This window comes from Pirellulaceae bacterium (assembly GCA_029243025.1).
Taxonomy (GTDB): domain Bacteria; phylum Planctomycetota; class Planctomycetia; order Pirellulales; family Pirellulaceae.
Genome location: JAQWSU010000045.1, coordinates 676,836 through 698,791 on the forward strand (window position 1 = coordinate 676,836; position 21,956 = coordinate 698,791).

General features: G+C 52.3%; 20 protein-coding genes. 4 read left to right on the forward strand and 16 right to left on the reverse strand.

From position 1 onward, the window contains the following. Both P8N76_21550 and P8N76_21555 read left to right on the forward strand, forming a co-directional pair. The gene (locus tag P8N76_21550; protein MDG2384269.1) at nucleotides 1–519 is read left to right on the forward strand and encodes a hypothetical protein; all 519 of its coding nucleotides are present in this window, start codon (nucleotides 1–3) and stop codon (nucleotides 517–519) included. A gap of 26 nt (nucleotides 520–545) precedes the next feature. Then, nucleotides 546–746 (forward strand): hypothetical protein, encoded by a 201-nt coding sequence (locus tag P8N76_21555; GenBank protein MDG2384270.1) that lies wholly within the window; start codon nucleotides 546–548, stop codon nucleotides 744–746. A 202-nt stretch (nucleotides 747–948) separates the two neighbouring features. On the opposite strand, the gene P8N76_21560 is transcribed toward P8N76_21555, so the two are convergent. The 16 genes from P8N76_21560 to P8N76_21635 all read right to left on the reverse strand — a co-directional run bounded on the left by P8N76_21560 (nucleotide 949) and on the right by P8N76_21635 (nucleotide 19,360). Further along, the gene (locus tag P8N76_21560) at nucleotides 949–1,419 is read right to left on the reverse strand and encodes an EVE domain-containing protein (GenBank protein ID MDG2384271.1); all 471 of its coding nucleotides are present in this window, start codon (nucleotides 1,417–1,419) and stop codon (nucleotides 949–951) included. A gap of 96 nt (nucleotides 1,420–1,515) precedes the next feature. Beyond that, nucleotides 1,516–5,439 (reverse strand): HEAT repeat domain-containing protein, encoded by a 3,924-nt coding sequence (locus P8N76_21565; protein MDG2384272.1) that lies wholly within the window; start codon nucleotides 5,437–5,439, stop codon nucleotides 1,516–1,518. A 20-nt stretch (nucleotides 5,440–5,459) separates the two neighbouring features. Further along, nucleotides 5,460–6,602 carry an ABC transporter ATP-binding protein gene (locus P8N76_21570; GenBank protein ID MDG2384273.1) on the reverse strand — a complete coding sequence of 381 codons (1,143 nt, stop codon included), beginning with the start codon at nucleotides 6,600–6,602 and terminating at the stop codon, nucleotides 5,460–5,462. Further along, nucleotides 6,602–7,597 carry an ABC transporter ATP-binding protein gene (locus tag P8N76_21575; GenBank protein MDG2384274.1) on the reverse strand — a complete coding sequence of 332 codons (996 nt, stop codon included), beginning with the start codon at nucleotides 7,595–7,597 and terminating at the stop codon, nucleotides 6,602–6,604. The genes P8N76_21570 and P8N76_21575 overlap by 1 nt, the downstream gene beginning before the upstream one ends. Before the next feature lie 5 nt (nucleotides 7,598–7,602). Beyond that, nucleotides 7,603–8,781: an ABC transporter permease gene (locus P8N76_21580; protein ID MDG2384275.1), complete on the reverse strand. Its 1,179-nt coding sequence runs from the start codon at nucleotides 8,779–8,781 to the stop codon at nucleotides 7,603–7,605. After that, complete coding sequence (locus tag P8N76_21585; GenBank protein ID MDG2384276.1) at nucleotides 8,778–9,722, reverse strand: ABC transporter permease; 945 nt, start codon at nucleotides 9,720–9,722, stop codon at nucleotides 8,778–8,780. The genes P8N76_21580 and P8N76_21585 overlap by 4 nt, the downstream gene beginning before the upstream one ends. A gap of 43 nt (nucleotides 9,723–9,765) precedes the next feature. Then, nucleotides 9,766–11,616: an ABC transporter substrate-binding protein gene (locus tag P8N76_21590; GenBank protein ID MDG2384277.1), complete on the reverse strand. Its 1,851-nt coding sequence runs from the start codon at nucleotides 11,614–11,616 to the stop codon at nucleotides 9,766–9,768. A gap of 155 nt (nucleotides 11,617–11,771) precedes the next feature. Continuing rightward, a complete protein-coding gene (locus tag P8N76_21595; GenBank protein MDG2384278.1) occupies nucleotides 11,772–12,182 on the reverse strand; it encodes a hypothetical protein in 411 nt (136 codons plus the stop codon). Nucleotides 12,183–12,205: 23 nt separating this feature from the next. Next, nucleotides 12,206–13,327, reverse strand: coding sequence for a DUF1559 domain-containing protein (locus P8N76_21600; protein ID MDG2384279.1), 1,122 nt, complete (start codon nucleotides 13,325–13,327; stop codon nucleotides 12,206–12,208). Beyond that, nucleotides 13,324–13,728: a hypothetical protein gene (locus P8N76_21605; protein ID MDG2384280.1), complete on the reverse strand. Its 405-nt coding sequence runs from the start codon at nucleotides 13,726–13,728 to the stop codon at nucleotides 13,324–13,326. The genes P8N76_21600 and P8N76_21605 overlap by 4 nt, the downstream gene beginning before the upstream one ends. Then, nucleotides 13,728–14,297: a type II secretion system protein gene (locus tag P8N76_21610; protein ID MDG2384281.1), complete on the reverse strand. Its 570-nt coding sequence runs from the start codon at nucleotides 14,295–14,297 to the stop codon at nucleotides 13,728–13,730. The genes P8N76_21605 and P8N76_21610 overlap by 1 nt, the downstream gene beginning before the upstream one ends. Continuing rightward, complete coding sequence (locus P8N76_21615; GenBank protein MDG2384282.1) at nucleotides 14,294–14,692, reverse strand: prepilin-type N-terminal cleavage/methylation domain-containing protein; 399 nt, start codon at nucleotides 14,690–14,692, stop codon at nucleotides 14,294–14,296. Before P8N76_21615 ends, P8N76_21610 begins: the two co-directional genes overlap by 4 nt. After that, complete coding sequence (locus tag P8N76_21620; protein MDG2384283.1) at nucleotides 14,689–15,921, reverse strand: type II secretion system F family protein; 1,233 nt, start codon at nucleotides 15,919–15,921, stop codon at nucleotides 14,689–14,691. Before P8N76_21620 ends, P8N76_21615 begins: the two co-directional genes overlap by 4 nt. A gap of 8 nt (nucleotides 15,922–15,929) precedes the next feature. Then, on the reverse strand, nucleotides 15,930–16,976 hold the full coding sequence (locus tag P8N76_21625; GenBank protein MDG2384284.1) for a type II secretion system F family protein: 1,047 nt from the start codon (nucleotides 16,974–16,976) through the stop codon (nucleotides 15,930–15,932). Nucleotides 16,977–17,061: 85 nt separating this feature from the next. Then, complete coding sequence (locus tag P8N76_21630; GenBank protein MDG2384285.1) at nucleotides 17,062–18,135, reverse strand: type II secretion system F family protein; 1,074 nt, start codon at nucleotides 18,133–18,135, stop codon at nucleotides 17,062–17,064. Nucleotides 18,136–18,148: 13 nt separating this feature from the next. Further along, entirely contained in the window at nucleotides 18,149–19,360 is a 1,212-nt protein-coding gene (locus P8N76_21635) for a GspE/PulE family protein (protein MDG2384286.1), read from the reverse strand. A 180-nt stretch (nucleotides 19,361–19,540) separates the two neighbouring features. Here P8N76_21635 and P8N76_21640 point away from each other — a divergent pair, with 180 nt between their 5' ends. Both P8N76_21640 and P8N76_21645 read left to right on the forward strand, forming a co-directional pair. Continuing rightward, a complete protein-coding gene (locus P8N76_21640; GenBank protein MDG2384287.1) occupies nucleotides 19,541–20,209 on the forward strand; it encodes a sigma-70 family RNA polymerase sigma factor in 669 nt (222 codons plus the stop codon). Further along, the gene (locus tag P8N76_21645; GenBank protein ID MDG2384288.1) at nucleotides 20,206–21,888 is read left to right on the forward strand and encodes a serine/threonine-protein kinase; all 1,683 of its coding nucleotides are present in this window, start codon (nucleotides 20,206–20,208) and stop codon (nucleotides 21,886–21,888) included. Before P8N76_21640 ends, P8N76_21645 begins: the two co-directional genes overlap by 4 nt. The last annotated feature ends 68 nt before the right edge of the window (nucleotides 21,889–21,956 follow it).

Here is a 21,956-nt window from a genome sequence, read left to right on the forward strand (position 1 = left end):
ATGCGGACTCTTCACTCCTGGTTCGACAACTATCCCTGGTTTTTGTTAGTCGTCTATCTGTTGGCAATTCTCTGCGCGACAGGGGGTGCGTTGGCAGCACGGCACGGGTTTAGCAAACTCCTGATTATCCCCACGGGAATTGCCTGCGGCGCACTCGCAACGTTGATGCACAACAGCTTACCCGGTGGTTTCATCGGTTTTTTGTGCGGACTTTTCGTCTTTAGTTCCAGGTTACGGAATTCACCACGACAGCTGTGGCGCCCCGTCTTCCTCGCCTGGCTCCCAACATTTCTGATTGGCCTCCTACTGGGCTTTGCTGTTGCACAGGTGACCCTCCAAGGAAATCCCGTGCACGCCTGGCTTTTGATCGGGCAATGGTGCCTCGGGCTAATCGGGGTCGGTGGGGCCACGACCTTGATGATGAGTAGCTCATTAATGGCGAGACGACGATCGATTCGTTGCTTGATTGCCTTGGGCATTATCTTCAGCCTAGGGGTTGGTTTTCTGCGAATTCACTGATTGGTGTTTCATTGCGACGGACCGGCGTGACGGACGATCAGATCAAACAACTCAATCGACTTCAAGCTCCGCAACTCACGCTGGACGCGAGTCGATTATCGGTTGGATCAAAAACCGCACTCGCCTCGGCTGACGAGGTCTCACTTTTCATTGACAAGGCGAGAGTCACCGCCCCAGATATTGACCGCCTCGATGAACTCGGCGTCGAATTCACCTTCCAAGGCTGATCATTCACGGACGAGGCAAAGGAACGGATGAAAACCGAAAACTGCCAAACGGACTTTTTACATTCGACGCTTGGCACCTCAACAATGATCCGGGACAATGAAATTAATCGACGATCATCGGCTGACAGTCAGCGCTGGAGATTCATTCACGCGTGACGCATGAACACCTGCCGAAGCAGCCAACATTTGACTTGAATACGACCTACTTTTGCTTTGCCGCAAGCTTCAGAATCAAATCAAATTCCTTCTTGCGAACGGGCTGGACAGAAAGTCGCGATCCCTTTCGTAACAGCTCCATCTCTTTTAGTGCCGCAACTTCTCGCAAATCGGCGAGTGCCATGGGAACCTTGAAGATTTGATCAAGCTGAATGTTGACCATGAACCAACGAGGATTTTCAATGGAAGACTTGGGGTCGAAATGCTTGTCTTCAGGATCCCAAGCGGTGTGATCGGGATAGGATTCCTTCACGACGCAAGCGGTCCCGACAATGGCACTCGGATTCGCGTTCGAATGATAGAGCAAAATCCGATCACCTAACTTCATGTCATCACGCATGAAATTGCGAGCCTGATAGTTTCTTACACCATCCCAGCACGTGGTTTTCTTTTTAGATTTCGCCAAATCCTGAATCGAGAACTCATTCGGCTCGGTTTTCAACAGCCAGTATTTCATCTTGTATCTCAGCTAGAATCGACCTCTCCATCGCAACTCGGACGATCCGAATTGCTTTATTGCAGAGCTAATTATTGTCGACTCTCGCCTTAAACTCTAGCGGCGATCGGTCTTAGCCGGTTTCTGAGTGAGCTTTCGACCACCCGATGCGAGGTAAGCAAACAGGTCGGTCACCTCATCGAGTGTCAGTTGATCGATCAATCCCTCTGGCATCGCGGAGGTACGACTCGGTTCCGACTCGTCAATCTCATCGGCTGGAATCCGGACTTTTTGGCCATTGGCCTGCAGCACAACGACTTCTTGATCGCCCGTCGGGGCCACAAGACCGGTGTAAGTTTTACCATCCACGGTGATGATCGTCTTGGCCGCGTATTGATCCGAAATCACTTTCGAAGGATAGATCATCGAATCCAAGATCTCCTGCGGCAAAAATCGCTTGCTCACCGTCGTGAGGTCCGGTCCCATCGACTCGCCATTCGATTCAAACCGATGGCAATTGGCACATTGGGCTTTGGCAAATACCAACCTTCCGGCCTCAATTGAGCCACTGCCGTCTTCTGCGGCTTGCTTCAGGTGATTCAACAATGCATCGTAATCCCATTTTCCACCGGACGTGGTCGACAACTCGGGTACCGGTTCGTCGGGATAGGTTTCAGCAAACCAGTTTTTCCAAGCAGCAACCCCCTTTTGCCAAGGAATCCCCCCCTGCGAGGCGGTAAATCCCTGCCAATGCTCAAGTAAGCGAATTGCATCTTGGGCTCCGTCGTCACCTAATCGCTGTGCGGCCAAAATCACTTGTCGGTAAGGCTCGGCGTCCTGCGGAGCTCTCTCTTGTTCACTGAGCTTATTGAGAATGTATTGAACCGATTGTTTATCGAGTAAGGGCAAACTGCGAATCAGAATCTCCCAGTTTTCACCGGTCGGTTGTTCAGCAAGTCCCAATGCAACTTCCACACGGCGACTCGGATCTCGCTCGTAGAGCTTTCTCAAATAAACAAGAGATTCCGAACTCCCGTCTCTTGCAAGCACAGCGATGACCCCTACCTTGAGCATTTTCGCCGTATCGGTTTTCTGCTCGGCAATCTGACCATCCAACTGGATTATTTGTTTGATTTGTTCACTGGCAAGTTGATCAGGAAGTTGAAATAAGCAGGCAAGTGCGGCCCCCGGAACGCGGTCACCCTGTTCAAGCACGACCTGCATTTCCTGCTCGGTAAGCGTCTTTCCAAAATCTCGAGCTACGTTTTGCAGATAACCTGGAACACTGTTTCCATCCTCCGGAGTCGCTTCCAGATTCTCAAACACAACCAACTTCTGCTCCGTCGACCAATTGGCCTTAATCCGCGTCAAATGGGTTGCCAAGTGGACACGATCGGCCGCCGGCAGATCTGTCTCCAATTCGGCCAAGTAACGGTCCAAAATCGATCCGACCTGCAAATAGGCCAACAAACGCACTAGTTCACGGTTAATCAATTGACTGCTAGAAGGATACTCCTCCGAGAGTCGTTGACTGAGCAAGGGGACATCGTTGCGGGTGAGATTACCGCGCAACAGGGCCAATTGCTGGACTCGCAATAGATTGATGAAGTCTTTATCGCTAATAAAGCCATTCATCAAGGAGAGCGTGCGATCCAGAATCGCACGTGCGACTCCAGGATCCGGATCGGCAATCAAGATAGCCGTCGCACCCTGCAGGAAGATCGCTTGATTGTCGGATTGAAGAATTGTTTCCTGCCACTTCGATCTTGGCATGCGTTCCAGCATCCGTCGCGCGGCCCAAATTTGGTAGCGATCTTTCGAGGTTAACAGGTGACTCATGCTATCGAAGCTTGGCACATGTCCCAACCGAACGATTGCCTCACACGCGCGGCGTTGAACGACAGCATCTTGATCCTTGAGCATTTCCGTCAAACGATCAGCCGCTTCGGTTTCCGACATCAGTCCTAAGCCACAAGCAGCTTGCCGACGAACGGCCGGGTTCTTGTCGAATGACAAAGCGACCAAATCTTCCAGACTCGGTTTCGGCCCCAGCCATTGCATCACGCGTAACGCCTGAACGCGTTCTGCAGTTGGACGATTTGTATCGAGAGCTGCTTCAGCAATCAACGCATTCCACTTGTCGCCTAACTGCTCCTGTAGCTTGGCCATTCGCTGTCGAGCCCAACTACTGTTGAGTTGCGGTTGTCGAAGTACTCGGTCGATACCAGTCCCCAGGATCTTTTCGTCAAACTCATGCCCCTTCCAAGCAACTCGATAGATATTGCCTGCCGTACCACGACCGCCAGTGACAAAGTAAAGCGCTCCGTCCGGTCCTACTTCAATATCGGTAACATTCAAAGGCGTACCACTGATAAATGTCTCCGGCAACGCTCGATAGGAGGCTCCCACTTCCCGTAAATTCATCGAAACGATTTTGCCTTCCGACCAATCACAGGAAAAAATCGTATTTCGATATTGCTTGGGAAAGGCAAGGTGTTCATAGACGGTTAAGCCGGCTGGCGAACCCCGATCCGTGTCGGCAATTCCGCTGAGTCCGTCGAGATGGCCTTCTGGCCATTTCGACCATCCACTCCGCCATCCAAACTCGGCTCCCGGCACCACATGATACAAGCGAGTCGGTCGAGACCAGGACGTACCCAGATCCGATTCCATATCGGAATCGTGTGTAAAAATCTCACCCGCCGCGTTGATCGCAAGGTCATAGGCATTTCGCAGTCCACCGGCTACGATCTCAACCTGATTGCCTTCCCCATCTGTTCGGAAGACAAGTCCACCCGGCGCTTTGATCCCCGCAGCGTGTCCGCTCGGATCTTCCAGCTTGGGCTGAACCAGATCTCCTTCGTAGAAATCCCGATAGGGACTGGCAGGATCGACCTTTACATCCAACTCGGTATGATTTCCAACCACACCGTAAAGATATCCGTCAGCACCCAAAATCAGACCGTGAGGCCCATGTTCAAGATTCTCACCTTTGAAACCTAACACAAGCTTTGTTTCGTCTAAAAAACCGTCGCGATTCGCATCTCTCAGCCGGTAAAGTCCCAACCCCTGCGGCCCCGTCCCCACCACAAACACATTGCCGTTCATCGCCAAAATACCCTGACAGTTTTTCACACTGTCAGCGTACTCTCGAATGGTATCGAAACGGCCATCCTTGTCTTTGTCGTAGACCAACAATAGCGAACCACCTTCAGACGCCGCAATCATGTGTCCGAATTCGTTAAATGTCATCGCGATCAACGAACCCACATCCTGATTTCCGGCAATCTGTTCTAATTCAAACTCACGAGGTACTTCTAAATTGCCACCCGATTTCGGCAAATTCGTGATCGTGCGCAAAGCATTGCCGCCAACGTTGTCGGTTGGTAATGTGTTCGCTGACCGTGGCTTTGCTTGAGTCATCTGCGATGGTTGTGATTTCCCCGCTTGGGAATCCTTTCGCGGACCTTGACTCGCACCAACTTGACTCAACTGCCGACTCACGAAGTCCGAGAATTCACCAACCGGCTTGGCCGACGACCAGCGACGATCAGAATAGGAATTAAGATTCCACAACGGCAAAGGTGAGAGCGAAGTGCGCCAACTGCCGTCCGAGACAAAGGTGAGTTCCTTTTGGTCCTGCTTCAACACGTTTAAACGCAACGCAAGACCCGCCGTGACTCCCTTTCGATTGCTGACTCGCACCGCCACAACATTGGCACCCTTGCGAAGTCGATCACCCACTTCAAACGAAACGATCCCTTGATCGCTTGTGCCCTCACCAACCCGCTTACCATTCAGGAATAGTTCGAAACGATCATCCGCAGCAATCGCCAACTGTGCCGATCGCACCCCCCCGTCAAGACGAATGGTGCGGCGAAAGTGACAGGAGGCCTGCGGAACGTGACCCGCATTATGATTCGGAGACCAAATCCACTGCGGGACAGGTCCAGCAAACTGCCAAGCGAGCAGGCTGGATGCAGTGGCTGCGACAATCCCAAATAGGCAACAAAACAGGACCGCGGTGTATCGTCGACTCATCCTGACACCTCGTAGCGCGACTAGTTCCAGAGAAACGGTGGGGGACGGTACCACCAAGCAAGGCTGGAATGCAACACGTTTTTCACAAATCGTACCGTCAACGCTCTCGCTAGCAGGGACAGCAGCCGATCGAAGTGGCAAAACTGAGTCAATTTATCGACTGTTGAACCGGGAGGCCGATTACTCGACGGCCTCACAGGCGACTCGACGGCCCAACAGGCGACTCGATGCTGAGGGCCGTAAGCGACGAGTGGAGGCATCTCCCGCTCACAGCGATCCTGTTTCACCGGACAACGACTCACGAAGGGGCAGCCCATCGGCGGATCATAAGGACTGGGCACGTCTCCCTCCAACACGGTCAATTCATGCCGAAGGTCCGGATCGACAATTGGGTTGGCGCCGAGCAGCGCCTGGGTGTAAGGATGCTGGGCTCGCTCGGCCGCTTGCCGACATTCAAGTTCCTCCACAATCGTTCCCAAATACATTACGAGCATGCGATCGCAGAAGTGTTCGACAACACGAAGATCATGAGAAACGAACAGCATCGTCAAAGCAAAATCTTCCTTCAGATCAACCAGTAAGTTGAGAATCTGTGCTTGGATCGACACATCAAGAGCCGAGACAGGCTCATCGGCCACGATAAATTCCGGCTTCACCGCCAAAGATCTGGCAATGCCGATGCGCTGGCGTTGTCCACCTGAAAATTCGTGGGGAAACTTAGATTTATCATCGGCATGCAGCCCGACCTTCGCAATCAATTCATCCACGTAGGCATTAACATCGGCTGCTGGAACAATTCGATGAAACCGCACAACTTCGGTCAACGTTGCACCGACTGTCATGCGAGGATTCAACGACGAATTCGGATCCTGAAAAATGATCTGAAATCGTTGGCGAAACGGCATCATTTGGCGATGATTCAAATGACTAATGTCTTGCCCATCAAAGATCACGTGCCCCTCCGTCGGCTCCAAGAGCCTGACCATCACACGCCCGAGCGTTGACTTACCACATCCAGACTCACCCACAACGCCAACAATTTCGCCACTTTGTATTTGAAAACTGACACCGTTCAATGCATGCACTTTTGCGACAACACGATTGAGGAAGCCACCGTGTTTCGGAAAATGTTTGACCAGATTTTGCACTTCGACTAACGCCATCAAATCGCCTCATCGAGTGGAAAATGACAACGAACTGCCTGGGTGGGACGCAGGAACTCCAGCTCGGGAACCTCCGTTCGACAAAGGTCCTGACAATAGCCGCACCGATCGTGAAATCGGCAGCCCTGAGGTAACGCGTGCAAACTTGGCACGATTCCCTCAATGGTTGGCAATCGTTTGCCGTAATATTGGGAATCCGTTTTCGGAATCGAAGTCAACAACGCACGCGTATAGGGATGCTGTGGCCGATGAAACAGATCATGGACGGACGCCGTTTCGACAACGCGTCCCGCATACATCACCACAACTCGATCACAGATTTGCGCGACCACTCCCAGATCATGGGTAATCAGTAAAATCGCGGTACCGATTCGTCTTTTCAAATCATTCATCAGTCGCAAGATTTGAGCTTGGATCGTCACATCCAAAGCGGTCGTGGGCTCATCCGCGATCAGCACGCCCGGCTCACAACAGAGCGCCATGGCGATCATCACACGTTGCCGCATACCGCCCGACAATTGATGAGGATACTCCTTGAGCCGTTTCTCAGGGTTTGGCATTTCGACCAATTGGAGCATTTCCAGACAGCGCGCCTGCCGCTGCGATCGGTTGAAGTCCGTGTGATAACGCAACACTTCATCCATCTGCCAACCGATCGTAAATACGGGGTTCAGCGCCGTCATCGGTTCTTGAAAAATCATCGCAATCTGATTTCCACGAACACGACGCATTTGGCCTGCGGATAGCTTGAGTAAATTCTCGCCCTCAAATTCAACTTGGCTATCTTCGTCAAACGAAGTGACGTGTTCTGGCAACAAGCGCATGATCGACTTGCTGGTCACCGTCTTACCACAACCACTCTCGCCCACGATCCCCAACGTCTCACCGGGGAATAAGTCGAAACTAACCTGATCAATCGCCTGCACGGTTCCGCGATCCGTTTTAAATCGGGTCGTCAGATTACGAAGTCGTAAAATGGCTTGAGCTTCATTCATCCGCATCACACGTGTTTTGGATCAAACGCATCTTGAAGTGCGTCAGAGAGTACATTAAACGCCAGAACCAGCCCAAACATCAGAATGGTTGCCGATCCGATCTGCCAAAAAAAACCATTAATTACTTCAGGACGTGATTGTTCGATCATGATGCCCCAACTCGTGCCATTCTTGATGCCAAGTCCCAAGTAGGTCAAAATCACCTCGCCTTTAATCGCAGCGATGAACAACAAAGAAAAATTGATCAACATCAAGTGAGAGGCGTTGGGAAGAATGTGTCGCACCATAATGTAAGGACGGCTATAGCCGAGAACCGTTGCCGCCTGCACATATTCCAACTCACGCAGTTTCAAGGTCTCACCTCGAATCACGCGACAAGGACCGATCCAATAGGTGGCACTAAAGGCAATGTACATCGGCACCAAAGTACCTTCGAACACCGACCCAGTGAACATGTAGGCCAGCAACACCAAGAGGACAAGACTAGGAATGGAAGAAAAGGTCGTGAATATCCAGGTGACGAGATGATCAACCCAACCCCCGTAGAATCCTGCTGCCGCACCCAACAGAGCACCGATCAAAACCGAGAAGAATGCCACCACCAAACCGATTTTGATGGCAACTTCGATCGAGTAGAGCGAACGCAGTGAAATCGAACGTCCTTGCGCGTCGGTACCTAGTAACAAATCAAAGCGGTGTTTCCACAACCGCGTTCCGACCAACGGGACAAACAGCGAGTCCGTCTCGCGCTGGAGTTGATCAATCTCACTGCTGGCGGAGGGACTCGCGTTTAAATCGTCACGCTCCATTAACCGATCGTAAGTGTTCCAAGCTTGATCGAGGAGTGCTTTCATTTCGTCAGGGGGAAGATCCTTAAGGTGCATCGCACCGAGCTTAATTTCAGCCAGAGCTTGAGCCGGATCCTGTCGTCCCAGGGCACGATCAACTCGATTCAGCAAGTATTCGCAATCCTCGACTTGCTTCTCGGGTTCCTGCTCTTGAAAAAAACCGGAAACATTCTTGGGGCCGACACGTGCAAACGTGTCATTCAAATCGATCACACCGAACAGCGAAGTACCAACGGCAATCGCCAGATAGATGGCAACGATAAACAACGCAACCACGGCCATTCGATTTGAGAAAAACTTCCGAGTCGATCTCAGCTTCCACCAACGTTTCATCATGAGAGACGGACCCTCGGATCAAACACGGCATACAGCACATCGGTGAGAATAATCGACAGAATGTAAACCGCCGCAAAAATCGCCGTGAAGGCTTGGACGACAGGAAAGTCCTTGACACGAACCGCCGCAATGAGTGTTCGTCCCATTCCCGGAATGCCGAAAAAACTCTCCAATAAAATGGATCCCATAATCAGAAACGGCAAGGAGATTGCTACGCGAGTTACGATTGGAATCATGGCGTTTTTCAGCATGTGGACAAACATAACTTTCGGCTTGGAAGCACCCTTCGCCAGGGCCGTTGTGATGTAGTCGCGCTGTGATTCCTCGACCATCACCGCCCGATAATATCGCGTATCGTACCCCATACCGACGATCACACTGATCATCACCGGCAGCAGACAATAGTGCACCCAATTGGAAAGGCCAGGCTCGTAACCCTCGATCGCAAACAACTCCCAACCAAGACTTCGATTCAGCACGTAGGCACCGAAGTATTGACCGAGAATAATGTAGACGAGAAAACTAACACTCATCCCAAGCACCGCACCGATCACCAAAGTGCGATCAACGATCCGACCTCGAAAGTAAGCGGAAACAATCCCAACGCAAATCGAAATCAATGTCGTCAGCACTAAAGCAGGTACTGTGATCGAGAGACTTGGCCCTACCGAAGAACGCAAGATTTCACCAACCGTTCGCCCGTGCTGATCCCAACTCTCGGTCCGCAGGTCAAAAGTCGTCAGAAACCGAGCGTACTGAACCAGAAAGGGCTGATCCAAACCCACTTTTTCTCGGTAGCGGATAATGTCGTCGGGATTTGCATTCTTACCGAGAAAGCTGTAGACCGGGTCATGGACTCGCAAGGCAGCCATAACGAGTAACACAATCGTCAAATAGACGGGCACGTTATAAACGAGCTTACGAAAGATATAGGCCCACATATGGCAACTGCCTAACCAAATTCAGTGTATTACTCAACCACAATCAACGTTGCTCGGACGGATCCAGATCGAGGTATTTGTACCACGTCCAAAAATCTTCCGTTGGCTTGCAATTCTTCAGCCAGGGTTGCACAAGATAGTAACGAGTTCGAGCCATCGATCCGATGAACGGCGAATCAACGATTACCATGTCTCGCATCTTTTCGTAAATGGCAGTTCGTTCTGGTGAAGGCGGCATCACTCGAATTTGTTCATACAGCTTGTCGAATTCCGGATTCTTGTAGTTGAAATGATTGGCACCCGGCGCCTCGTTCGGTCCGTAAAACAGGGCAAGGTTATTTTCGGCATCTGGATAATCTGAATGCCAAGCAAAGGCAAAAAACCCTGCCTTGCGATTATTGACTGCTTCGATAAACGAAGAAAACACATCGAGACGGGGGTTCACTTGGATCCCAATCTTCTTGAGTTGCCGCGTGGTCATCTCCGCAGCCTGGCTACCCGGACCTTCTAAAGAAGAATAGAAATCGATCGTGGGCAAACCCTCACCATTAGGATAGCCGGCCTTCGCCAGCAATTCTCGAGCCCGCTGGAGGTCGGGACCACGAAAACTGACCGGCCCCTTGCCATCGGGAGGATAGCCAGCAAGACCTGGTGGGATCATCCCGTCATAGATGATGCACAAATTATTGTAGAACGCATCGTTCCGTTCCTCCCAATCAATCGCCAGTGCGATCGCTTGCCGTAGATATCGATTTTTCTCACTGTCGCCACCAAACAACGGATCGTCCATATTAAATCCGTAAAAGATGAAGTCCAACAAAGGCACGGCGTGTGAGACCATCTTCTCTTTTTTGAATTCCGGCTTCAGTTTCTTAGTTCGCTTGTTGAACACTTCACCAAAGTTGTCTTTCGGCACACGCGCAATATCCAACTTGCCACTGCGCAATTGGAGCCACATTGGCTGATCGTCAACAAAGAATCCAAAATCAATACCGTCGACGAAGGGAACTTTCTTGCCAGCCATTGCCTGCAGTTCTAGCTTTGCATCTTCGGGCATGAAGTCACTCGGATAGAACTCCTCCCGGAAATTCGGATTTAACCTCAGCTTCATGCTCTTGTTAGGCGTCCAATCGGATTCTTTCATCATGAACGGACCAGTGCCAACCGGATGCCGGCCAAACTTCGATTGATATTTCTCCACCGCTTCGCGGGGAACAATGGAGGTTTGAAACATCGCCAACGTCCAAACAAAACGCTGCACAGGCTCCGTCAACTTGACCTCAAATTCGTGATCATTGATCAACACAAAACCTTCGACAGGCGCGTCGTAGTCGAATGCTTCCTTCGCATTCTGTTCACGTCGAAAGTCATCCAATCCAACAATCGTGTTCTCAACCAGCCACCAGTTCTTCAGCGAAAGATCCTGATCGGCCAAACGTTTCCACGAATAAAACACATCTTTTGCCACCAAAGGTCGTCCCTTTCCATCGGGGAAACAGGGATCGTCTTGAAATCGAATATCCTTCCGCAGCTTAAAGCGATAAGTTTTCCCATCATCACTCACCGTTGGCATCTCGGATAACAGCAGCGGTTCGAGTTCGAGTGGCCGAACCAGATACTTATACTGCAAGAGGGGTTCATAGACCTGCGAAATGCACATATTGTCATACTGAGTCGAGCCGAGTGCAGGATCCATCGACTTGGGACCATCGCTCGGGATCGGTAGCCGCAGGATTTTTTTCGCCGGTTCCGTTGAGCCATCGCCTGGGCTGGAGGAATCGGTCGACCGAGGGCCACAACCAACCAACATCAAGCAAAGCAAAACCCAAATACTCAATTCCTTCAGTCGCCACCCAGAGCAACTTGCTGCAATTAAATTCAGACTTTTCGACATCGTCATTCCTATTTCGAATTTCGATCGCACGGCAATCTCGAGCAACCAAAACTATTCTCGAGCAACCATGATAGGGTTGTTTACACAGCACCTTGCAGGTGCAACTGGAAAACACGCTCTCTGCATGCTACCAGGAACACCAAACGGTCTCCAGATCACGCTTTATCACTCATTCGGAAGCGACGCGTCCCGACCCGAGCGAAAGCCCCGTAGCCGATAAGCAGCAAGCTGCCGATGATACAGGTCGCTGCTAACTGATCATAATCATCGATCGTCGCCACCGGACCAAGACAGACTCCTGTGAGCAAACCGCTCAGCCCTCCCCATCCTACACCACGCCAACGACGGTAATGATACAAACCGATCACACAACCAAGCAGCGCACCGAGAAAGCCAAAACCAACTGGCCAGGCAAGCAGCGCGGGTAAGGAAGCCGCATCGCCCGACAACAAGCTTGCAAAACTTGGAAGGGCCGCAAATGCGGGTGCGATGAGCGAGATCGCCACACCGGCGACAGTCACGAGGAAAAACAAGACTGACAAGGGAAAACGACGAGGCGAGTTCATGGGAAACCTTTATTAGTCCTGATTTATTCAAGATGCTGTGCGTCGATCAACTGACCATCATCTCGGCAGCCTAAATCCCGGTAAACCTGCGCATCAATACTGTCGGCCAGAAACAGGACACGACCATCGGCAAAGGCGAACATTGCGCCACCATGGTGGCGGCTGCCAAAACCGCCGACATACAACCCGCTCTTTTTGGCAGCAGCCCATGGATCGTTGGGATCAATCTCTTCTCGCGTTTCGGTTTCGGTCACGACCTGAGTCCCATCATCGTCCGTAACTTCCGCCTCGAGATAGTCGCCCGGCACATCTGCGGTGGTATTTTCTGCGGGTACCTTTTCAGTCGTGTTGGCTTCGATCTTTTTCGTAATCGCTTGGGCGTCGTCCACGCCAGATGCAGCGGCTTCATCACTGGGCTCATCTCCCGACTCCTCAACGGATTTCTGAACAGTCGACTCCGTCGCCACAGCGAGAGGCTGAGTCTGATTGGGTAGCGTTCCCGTATTTCGCAAGGTGGCACGAGTTCCCGACATCCAACCCATGACATCCAATTCGGGCGTCAGCTTTTCACCGATAAGAAGAGTGTATTGACCACCGTCCGTGATCTGATCGCGAGTGATACGACTGTTCAGAAATAGCACCCCCCGATTATTGCTGTTAATCGGTGCCTCAACTTGATGATGCACACCGGCATAATCACTCGTCCCGATTGGACCGAACCCAGACGGTGAAGAAGGGCAGAGCAGCAGACTCAGCTGTGTCTCACGAGCAGGCAGATTCTGCTTAGCGTAGACACTCACGTTTTTGTCGATCGCGTTGTACAGATTATTCTCTTCCAGATGCGGCAGAAGCTGAATGATCCAACCTTGATGAAACCCTTTTTCTTCGCTGATGATTGGCCCCGGTGCGGGATCGGTCACACCGGCTGGGAAGTGCCCTGCTGCCATGTAATAACTTTGAGCAGCCAGGCTGATTTGTGTGAGCTTATTCATGCATAACGTGCGCCGAGCCGATTCACGCGATGCATTAATCGCTGGCAATAGCATCATCACTAGCATGGCGATAATGACAATAACCACCAACAGTTCTACCAAGGTAAAGCCAACGCGCGTTGACTTCAAAGTCGTTGTCTGTCTTACTCTCATGGCTTCACCTCATTACCAATGCGTATTTCTCGTTCCACCCGAACGCCTCGCAAAGACGGGTCTGGATAGCGGGCAATCACTTTCAACGTCTTTGATTCGGGAATCCATTCCATGTCGGCTCGTCCCGATACTTCATCGCCCCATTCGTCGGAATCGGGCCGCCAAGTTCCACCGTTGTAGTCGCTTTCGACTGACAAGCGCGCGGCGGCCAAATCGGCTGCCGAGCGAGCGATCCATTGGGACTGTATTTGGTGTTGTCGTAACACGGTCTGTTTTTGCACGAGCAGCACTCGTTGCAACATGGCAACGGCCAGCATGACGCTGACCACCATACAGATCAAGGCAAGCGCCATGATCACTCCCTTCGGGCGCCGTGATCGATACGACCGTATCGGACTCATCAATTTACCTCCTCCACAACCTTCGTCTGCTCGATCAATTGCTGGAACTGGCGTCCCAACTGGCTGATCACAACAATGTTTTGATCGGCGGCTGAAACGATTTGCATCGTAACAAATAGCTGCCCTTGGGCATCCGCGCGACTCCATTTCACAACCGTCTTTGTCGGCAGACGGTATTTTGCTCGCCTCAAACTTTTTTTGTCTCGCTGCAGTGTGCGTGTTACGGCACCAAGCTCCGCCGTATAGGCTGCCTCTAGATCATCGTCCAGATCAACCGTCAGCCGATCCTCTCCATCGATCGACTCAATCATCATTCCATTCGCTTGATGGATGTCTTGGCGAAATTGATCCGACAACTGACCCATCGAGAGGAGATCGCTGACCTGAGAGCGAGTTTTAAGCTCAACATTCATCATCCGTACCATCACGACCGAAAGCAGAGAAACGATCAGACTGATGATCGAGATCACCACTGCCAACTCAACCAGCGTGAAAGCAGAGCGAATTGCACGGCGAGGTGGGCCAGTCAGAGACTGCCTTCGTTTTTGTGGAACTCGAACCCTACTCAATTTTTCTTAAACCTCCAGGCAGTCAGCACAACTGGTTTTTCCGTCGAGAAGGGTAGCCGGTGAATCACAGCCAACTCAAGTCGCTTTCCGATTGCCGGATCATTGACCGGTTCTACCTCGAGGTCAAGCTGCCAGTCTTGGCCAATTTCCAGGAACAATTCCTGCAGCAGGGGACGTTCCATCAGCTTGGCATCAAGTTGTGAATAGGGTTGCGCTGCAACAATCTCCATGGCGCTAGCAGCCACTTCGTTTGCCGTCATTCGTCGCTGACTCCGGCGAGTTTGTTCTGCCACGACCACCAACATTTGCGTCGTGACCAACAACAACGCGGAAACAACAGCCACGGATGCTAACACTTCAATGAAGGTAAATCCCAACTTTGCAGCTCTTGTCATTGTGACAAATCCCCAACAATTTGTACCAATGGGAGTATGATGGCGACAGCAAAAATGGCAATCGGCACTCCAATGCCAATTGCCAGAACTGGCAGTAACAAACGAGCGATCCTCGCCGCTCGTTGGCGAATTCTACGTCCGATTGTTTCTGCCAACTCGCGACAAGCCCATTCCAAGTTACCGGCCCGCTGAGCCGACTTGAGAACGGCTGCGTCGGCCAACCCGATCAGTCGGAACTCAACCAAACAATCACACCAATTCACACCGGATTGCAGGCTTTCATTCGCCAGAGCCAGTTTCGTCGCCACCGACTTGGTCGGATACCATTCTGCTAACAGATGGATGCTCTCAGGAATCGATCGACCCTGGGCAACGCCACTGCCAATCGAACGTACAATCACCGCGGTGTCACACCATCGTTGAAATCTACCGACAATCGGCAGACGAGGTAGGCGAAATCCGAGATAAGCGATCAGAGCATAAACAAGCAACACACCCACCAAGAGCACAAACGGCAGCAGCAGAAAAAAGAAGTTATTAAAGGCGTGCGAGAACGAGGCCATCCAGGCGATTGGCCAGGAAATCTGCGCATCAAAATCGAACATTATCTGCTCAAACGTTGGAAACACTTGGCCTGACATGAATGTCACGATGCCCAACGCAACGAGAACGACCACTGCAAAATAGAGCAAAGTCCCGTAGATCGCGTGGGATGAGTCTGAAAGCTGATCCTGGTCTTGGGCCGCTTCCCGCAAAGTTGTCGCAAGCGTGTCGGTCGCATAGCCTAGCCGAGCGGCCAATTCGCCATCCGTCGGCAATGGATTTCGCGAATGCTCAAGGGCAAGCGGTAACGGCACTCCCATTTCTAATTGCCGCGCCAGGCTTGCCGCGCGAGATCCCATTTCGTCAATTCGACCCAGCGCGTAAGAATTAGCTGCTTCTGACAACGGAATATCACCTTCCGCAGCGATGGCCAGCAACCACAACAACGTACGGCGCTCCGCGTCACGATAGCGTGCAACCACCATTCCCCCAACGATCAACGCGAGAACGAACATTAACGGACCGAACACAAGTCCGACCCCCAAATAGATCAAAACCCAAGCAGATACCGTTAAGAACAAGATGATCGGACTATCGCGAGTAATTTGCTGCCTCGCAAATACAAGCTGCAGACTCCAAAGCAAAGCAAAACCCAGGATCGGAACTGGTAGGAGATGAAAATACATTGAAATCTCTAAATACCCAAAGAGGAAATCATGTCGATGAGCGGTAAAAACAGGCTGAGCAACAAAGCCACCGAAGAACCAGCCACAACCAGGAAAACGATTGGCGGTAAAACCATGATCAACAGTTGAGATCGAAGTTGAATCTGACCCGCAAGTAAGTCGGAAACCACGCTAAGCGACTCGGGTAACCGATCATGCTCTTCCCCCATGCGGATGGCCGGAATCACGTGGCCAGGAACTTGTTCGTTGCGCAACATCGCTTTAGAAAGCATCGAACCCGCTGCCACTTGATCACTGAGACTGCGTGTTGTTTGTGCTACGTTCGCATTCCGAATCGCTCCCGAAGTCAAACGCAACGCCTCCGGCAACGGTACCTCCTGAACTAAAAGCAATCGCAACAGATGAGAAAACTCTGTAAAACCGTGCCAATGGAGCAGTGGACCAATTCCTGGCAGCCAGGACACGACGCGCGTCCAGCTTTCCCGCCCTCCCACAAACCGAATCAACAACGAGATGATGGTCAGGAACACAATGGCTGCCAAGCCAAACTTCCAACCCGTTGTGGAGGCCCAAATAACACTCGCAGTCATTGGCGGCACCTCGACTTCGAATTCGCTGAAGATTTCAGTTACCCCCGGTACCACCGAAAACAACACGAAACAGATTACCACAAAAAGCAAGAGCAGCAGCGTGCAGGGATACATCAACGCAAGCCAGATCTGTCGCCACTGATGTTGGCTCGTGCGATAGTGATCGGTCAAATCGGCTAACACGTCCGGCAGAGTCCCTGCACGCACCGCCGACTGCAACAACCCAGCCAGAAAAGCTGGAATCTTTAGCTGGGAGGAATCGAGCCCGTCCTCCAAGGATTTCCCATGGTCGATTGAGTTGGCCAATTGCTGCAAAGCAGCCCGCACTCGGCGGTTGGTAATTTCATTGGCCGTCGCGCGCAGACCAGAAACGAGCGGTACATTGACAGCGGACGCCTCGATCAGGCGTTCGGTAAACTCCGTCGCTTCATCCGCGGAAAGATAGTCAGTAGAAAACCAGCCCATACAACCTTCTTTGGGGATCTTTCCCCAAGCATCAATGCGCCGCGATAATCCGCAGCTTTCTCTTGTTGTTCGATCGATCCTTCACTTAAAACGTTGTCCCAGGTGGATCGGCAAGTCGCAATAAAAGCGAGTACCAGGGAGCCATCACCGCCAACGCATAGATTAAGGTCGCCCCTCCCCCAAGGACGATCGTAAAGATCACGGGCAATTGCAAACGCAGCCACTCAGCCAAGTGATCAGCCCGACGACGTTCTGATCGGGCACTTGCCTGAAGGGATCGGCTCAACTCCGATTGGCTGGTATGCGAAAGCAACTGCCAGCAAACCAAAGAGGGAATCACTGAAAACCTCGTAGCATCAAATTCGCGTTCCCCTCGCTCTAAGGCCGTCGCCAAATCAGCCGCCTCGCGTTCCAGCTTTTCATCGCCGCTCGCTTGCGCCGCCAATGCCAGCGCCTCGTGGAGCGGTACGCTTTGCTCCAACAGCAGGGCGAGCACATCTAAAAAGGTCGAAAGGCAAGCATGTTCCAAAAGGTCTCGTGTCCAGGGAACCCAAATCATCCAGCGCATAAGTCGCTGAGGTTGCAGGGCTCTGGCCTGTCGCGTGAAGACCACCCAAAGCAGGAAGGCCACAATCACCAGCGGACCGGAAATCCACAACCATTTGCCAAGGTGTTCCATCGCCGCCAGTCCGAAAGGTGCCCCATCAACTCCTTGTTGCCAAAGGGTGGAACCATAAGACTCCGTTAATGCTAACAGTGTCGCAAAACAGAGGCCACTGACGAGCAACAACACCAAGAGTGGGTAGATCGTTGCTTCCAGAATCGATCGGCGCAACTCCGTGACTCGTCGAGCGGTGGTCGCCATTCCTTCTAAAGCGATCGTCAGTTTGCCCGATCGAATCCCTGCGAGAATCATCGCTCGCAACACATTCGGCATTGAAAGCCGATCGCTCTGGACAATCTGTTCAAGCGACTGTCCGGCGGCGCCCCGCTCGCCAATTTCTGTAGCAGCCTCTCGCAATCGTCCCGGAAGTTCATTAGCCGTCAGCATCAATCCACGTTCCAATGGAACACCACTCTTGGTCAACGCTCGCATTTCTTCACAGAGCGCCGTTAACTGTTCGACGGTCAATTGGATCGAGGAACTCTGTTCATTCATGCTACGGCTTCCATCAGCGATACGGCCCTTCGTGGCGCAGTCCCATCACCCGGCGAATTTCCGCAGGACTTGTCCAACCCGCCGTCACTGCATCAAGTCCTCTTTGCTGCAACGACACCATTCCATCTGCGATTGCTGGGTCTTGGATCTGGCCAATATCCTGACGTCGCAGAATCGCTGCGCCAACTCCCGAGCTCGTCAAATCCATGATTTCAGCCAACATCCGACGACCGCGATATCCCGTCTGTTGACACGCGTCACAACCAACCGGAACCGACACTTGAGTGACAGGCAAGTCTAATCGATCGGATTCGTCCGAAGAAGATCGGGCGCAATCGCACAAACAGCGCACCAATCGCTGGCACAAAACCGCCATCACTCCACTTCGAATCAAATAAGGTTCGATGCTCATATCCATCAACCTTCTCAAGGCTTCTGCGGCACTGCCCGCGTGGAACGTCGTCAGCACCAGCTGGCCAGTTAATGACGCTTGCATGCAGAGCTCTGCCGTCTGCTCATCACGGATTTCGCCAACCATAATCACTTCCGGATCTTGCCGAAGCAACGATCTCAGCCCGGTGGCCAGATCCAACCCTGCCGCCAGATTCACCTGAGATTGAGCAACTCCATCGACGGCAACTTCGATCGGATCTTCGAAAGACACGACACTTCGCTGGTGAGTTGACTGCTGGATAATTTCACGCAAGCAGGCGTATAAGGTCGTTGTCTTGCCGCTGCCGGCAGGTCCGGTAATCAGCAGACCGCCGCTCGTTTCGGCCAAGATTTCACTGATTTTCCCCGGCAGTTGATCGGGTAATCCTAGTTGGTCAAGAAAAAGATACTGGTCTTGAGCCGCGAAAAATCGGATGACCGCCCGTTCACCATAGAGCGTCGGAAACGTGCTGACTCGCATCTCGATTTCACGATCGTCATTTTGAATCCGCCCCTCCTGCGGCGAATCCGTGCGATAAGTCAACAAACCGGCCAATACTTTCAAGCGTGAAACAATATTCGTGGTCGTTCCCTGGGGAAACACGCCCACCGTTTGCAGCACTCCATCCAGCCGCCAAAGTACCCGCAGCCCCTCCTGAGTCGGCTGCAAATGCAAATCACTCGTCCGCACGGACTTCGCAGCCAAAAGCAGTTCCTTGACAAAATCCGTTGCATAATTGTCACGATCCGCTGGAATCGCACGCAAACGATCATAAACGCCAGCAGAATTCATTAAAGTGCCTCATCGGTCGGGTCGGATGACCGTTTTGGTGATTTCTCTCCCATTCGGCATCCTAATCGGCATCTTGCAAAAGAAAAAGGGAAACTGCTGCGGATCGAGTTACCTTGCCCAAAGCTAGGTAATTGGACGATAATCAGTGAGGTCTGGCGCTGGCCGCGAGATTCTAGCTAAATGAAAGACTCAGAACGACAAGGAGAGCCGATGTGGCCTGAAGGCGACCATACGCGTGAACTTTTGAACGGCGCCAAAGATGGTGACGACCTCGCGGCCGGTGAGCTACTCGATCGCCACAGGGAGGCATTACGACGAATGGTCGCGATGCGGCTTGACCGTCGGATTCAACAGCGAGTCGATGCAAGCGATATCGTCCAGGAAGTGATGATTGAGGCAAATCGACGGCTCCAGCGTTACCTAGACGACCCGGTAATGCCGTTTCACCTTTGGTTACGGCAGATGGCCAAAGATCGCATCATTGATGCACACCGTCGACATCGTGCAAGTGGAAAACGCAGCGTCGATCGAGAACAAGGAATGGTTGCACCCGCAGCCATGGATCGCTCAACGATGGAGTTGGCAGCTCAACTGTGCGACCCGGAACTGACACCCGCCGCCGCCGCAACGATGCAGGAGCTGCAACGACGATTCCAAGCTGCGATTGATACGATGGACGAAAACGATCGAGAAATCGTGATGATGCGTCACTTTGAGCAGCTATCCAATCAAGATGTGGCTCAGTCACTCAGCCTTTCCGAGCCCGCGGCCAGTATGCGTTACTTGCGGGCCATGCGACGTTTGCGAAAACTGCTTGCTGAACCATCCGACGAAGGTGAACCGGCTTGAATCCATCGAACCCAAGCTCTTCCGGCTCAAAACAAAAAAAGATAGACGACCGCGACGAACAGCTGGCCAACATTCTGGCCGAACTCTCCGACCGTGCCGCGCAGGGCGAAGAGATCAATATCGAAGCCGAGTCGAAGGCACATGGCGACTTAGGCGAAGAGCTGCGCGAACTCTGGGGCGCCGTCATGCTCGCGAACGCTGTGGGCAGCCAAGTCGATAAACCGAATTTGCCGACCACACCGGTCACCCCAGCACTTGCCCTCGAATTACCTTACTCGTTTGGCGACTACGAACTGCTCGAAGAAGTCGGCCGGGGTGGTATGGGGGTTGTCTTCCGGGCTCGTCAACAGAGCTTGGGACGAGAAGTCGCCGTAAAAATGCTTCTCCGCGGAAAATTCGCATCGCATGCAGACCAAGTCCGCTTTCAAGCTGAGGCGGAAGCAGCAGCCGGCCTCAATCACCCAAACATCGTACCGGTCTACGAGGTGGGGGAATACGAGGGCAAGAACTTCTTCAGCATGAAATACGTGGCGGGACGCACGCTGTCCCAACAACTTAAGTCTGGCCCATTATCGCCACGACAGTCGGCTAAACTGTTGGCAAAAGTGGCCGGAGCCATCGACTTTGCTCATCGACAGGGAGTACTCCATCGGGACCTGAAGCCCTCCAATATTCTGATCGACGAAGAAGGTGAGCCACACGTTATGGACTTCGGACTGGCCAAACAGGTCAGCGAAGCGGACCACCTGACTCGAACCGGAGCCGTGCTTGGCACACCAGCCTATATGTCACCGGAACAAGCTTCCGGGAATCGGGGCCAAGTCGGAGTCGCCAGCGATGTTTATGGACTGGGCACAATCCTGTTTCACTCGCTGACAGGAAAACCCCCGTTCGAAGCTGATTCACCCATGGAAATTGTGCTCAAAGTGTTAGAGCAAGATGCGCCATTAGCCCGCACAATCAATGCCAAGGCGGATCGCGATTTAGAATTCATCACGATGCGTTGTTTGCAAAAGCCCCCCGATCTGCGCTATTCGTCCTCGGCGGCTCTCGCTGGCGATCTAAACGCCTATCTGAATGACGAACCCCTTTCCGCCCATTCTGGCCGTTTTGCACAAATTGTCGGTCGCTTATTTCGTGAAACACACCACGCGAATGTCTTAGAGAATTGGGGCCTATTGTGGATCTGGCATAGCTTAGTCTTGATCGTCGTTTGCTTTCTTACAAACACGATGTACCTGATGGGCGATCGCGATCGGATTCACTACTTCGTGCTCTGGAGCGCTGTGCTGGGAGCGTGGGCCGGTGTGTTTTGGGCACTCCGACGGCGGATGGGCTCGGTCACCTTTGTCGAACGACAAATCGCTCACATCTGGGCAGCTAGTATGATCAGTACGGCGATGCTGTTCCCCGTCGAGTACATTTTACGATTACCAGTCCTCACGTTATCACCCGTCATTGCCTTATCCAGCGGCATGGTTTTCTTGATCAAAGCCGGCATACTTTCTGGTGCGTTCTACATCCAGGCCATCGCGCTGTTCGCAACATCACTGGCCATGGCCCGCTGGCCGAATTACGCGGACTTTATCTTCGGAACGGTCGCCGCAGCATGCTTCTTTTTTCCCGGTTGGAAATACTACCGCCAGCGAGTGCGGGCAGACCGACGTAAAGCGGACTAACCTAGCCAGCCTCATCGATGCTCCCTGGGTCTTCATCCTGGCTAAGCACTTGGGTAGCACTTGGGTGT

What these genes read in the sequence shown, in the direction of transcription:
- P8N76_21550 (MDG2384269.1), top strand. Translation starts at nt 1, where the DNA reads ATGCGGACTCTTCACTCCTGGTTCGACAACTATCCCTGGTTTTTGTTA.
- P8N76_21560 (MDG2384271.1), bottom strand. Translation starts at nt 1,419, where the DNA reads ATGAAATACTGGCTGTTGAAAACCGAGCCGAATGAGTTCTCGATTCAG.
- P8N76_21565 (MDG2384272.1), bottom strand. Translation starts at nt 5,439, where the DNA reads ATGAGTCGACGATACACCGCGGTCCTGTTTTGTTGCCTATTTGGGATT.
- P8N76_21570 (MDG2384273.1), bottom strand. Translation starts at nt 6,602, where the DNA reads ATGGCGTTAGTCGAAGTGCAAAATCTGGTCAAACATTTTCCGAAACAC.
- P8N76_21575 (MDG2384274.1), bottom strand. Translation starts at nt 7,597, where the DNA reads ATGAATGAAGCTCAAGCCATTTTACGACTTCGTAATCTGACGACCCGA.
- P8N76_21580 (MDG2384275.1), bottom strand. Translation starts at nt 8,781, where the DNA reads ATGATGAAACGTTGGTGGAAGCTGAGATCGACTCGGAAGTTTTTCTCA.
- P8N76_21585 (MDG2384276.1), bottom strand. Translation starts at nt 9,722, where the DNA reads ATGTGGGCCTATATCTTTCGTAAGCTCGTTTATAACGTGCCCGTCTAT.
- P8N76_21590 (MDG2384277.1), bottom strand. Translation starts at nt 11,616, where the DNA reads ATGTCGAAAAGTCTGAATTTAATTGCAGCAAGTTGCTCTGGGTGGCGA.
- P8N76_21595 (MDG2384278.1), bottom strand. Translation starts at nt 12,182, where the DNA reads ATGAACTCGCCTCGTCGTTTTCCCTTGTCAGTCTTGTTTTTCCTCGTG.
- P8N76_21600 (MDG2384279.1), bottom strand. Translation starts at nt 13,327, where the DNA reads ATGAGAGTAAGACAGACAACGACTTTGAAGTCAACGCGCGTTGGCTTT.
- P8N76_21605 (MDG2384280.1), bottom strand. Translation starts at nt 13,728, where the DNA reads ATGAGTCCGATACGGTCGTATCGATCACGGCGCCCGAAGGGAGTGATC.
- P8N76_21615 (MDG2384282.1), bottom strand. Translation starts at nt 14,692, where the DNA reads ATGACAAGAGCTGCAAAGTTGGGATTTACCTTCATTGAAGTGTTAGCA.
- P8N76_21620 (MDG2384283.1), bottom strand. Translation starts at nt 15,921, where the DNA reads ATGTATTTTCATCTCCTACCAGTTCCGATCCTGGGTTTTGCTTTGCTT.
- P8N76_21625 (MDG2384284.1), bottom strand. Translation starts at nt 16,976, where the DNA reads ATGGGCTGGTTTTCTACTGACTATCTTTCCGCGGATGAAGCGACGGAG.
- P8N76_21630 (MDG2384285.1), bottom strand. Translation starts at nt 18,135, where the DNA reads ATGAATGAACAGAGTTCCTCGATCCAATTGACCGTCGAACAGTTAACG.
- P8N76_21635 (MDG2384286.1), bottom strand. Translation starts at nt 19,360, where the DNA reads ATGAATTCTGCTGGCGTTTATGATCGTTTGCGTGCGATTCCAGCGGAT.
- P8N76_21640 (MDG2384287.1), top strand. Translation starts at nt 19,541, where the DNA reads ATGAAAGACTCAGAACGACAAGGAGAGCCGATGTGGCCTGAAGGCGAC.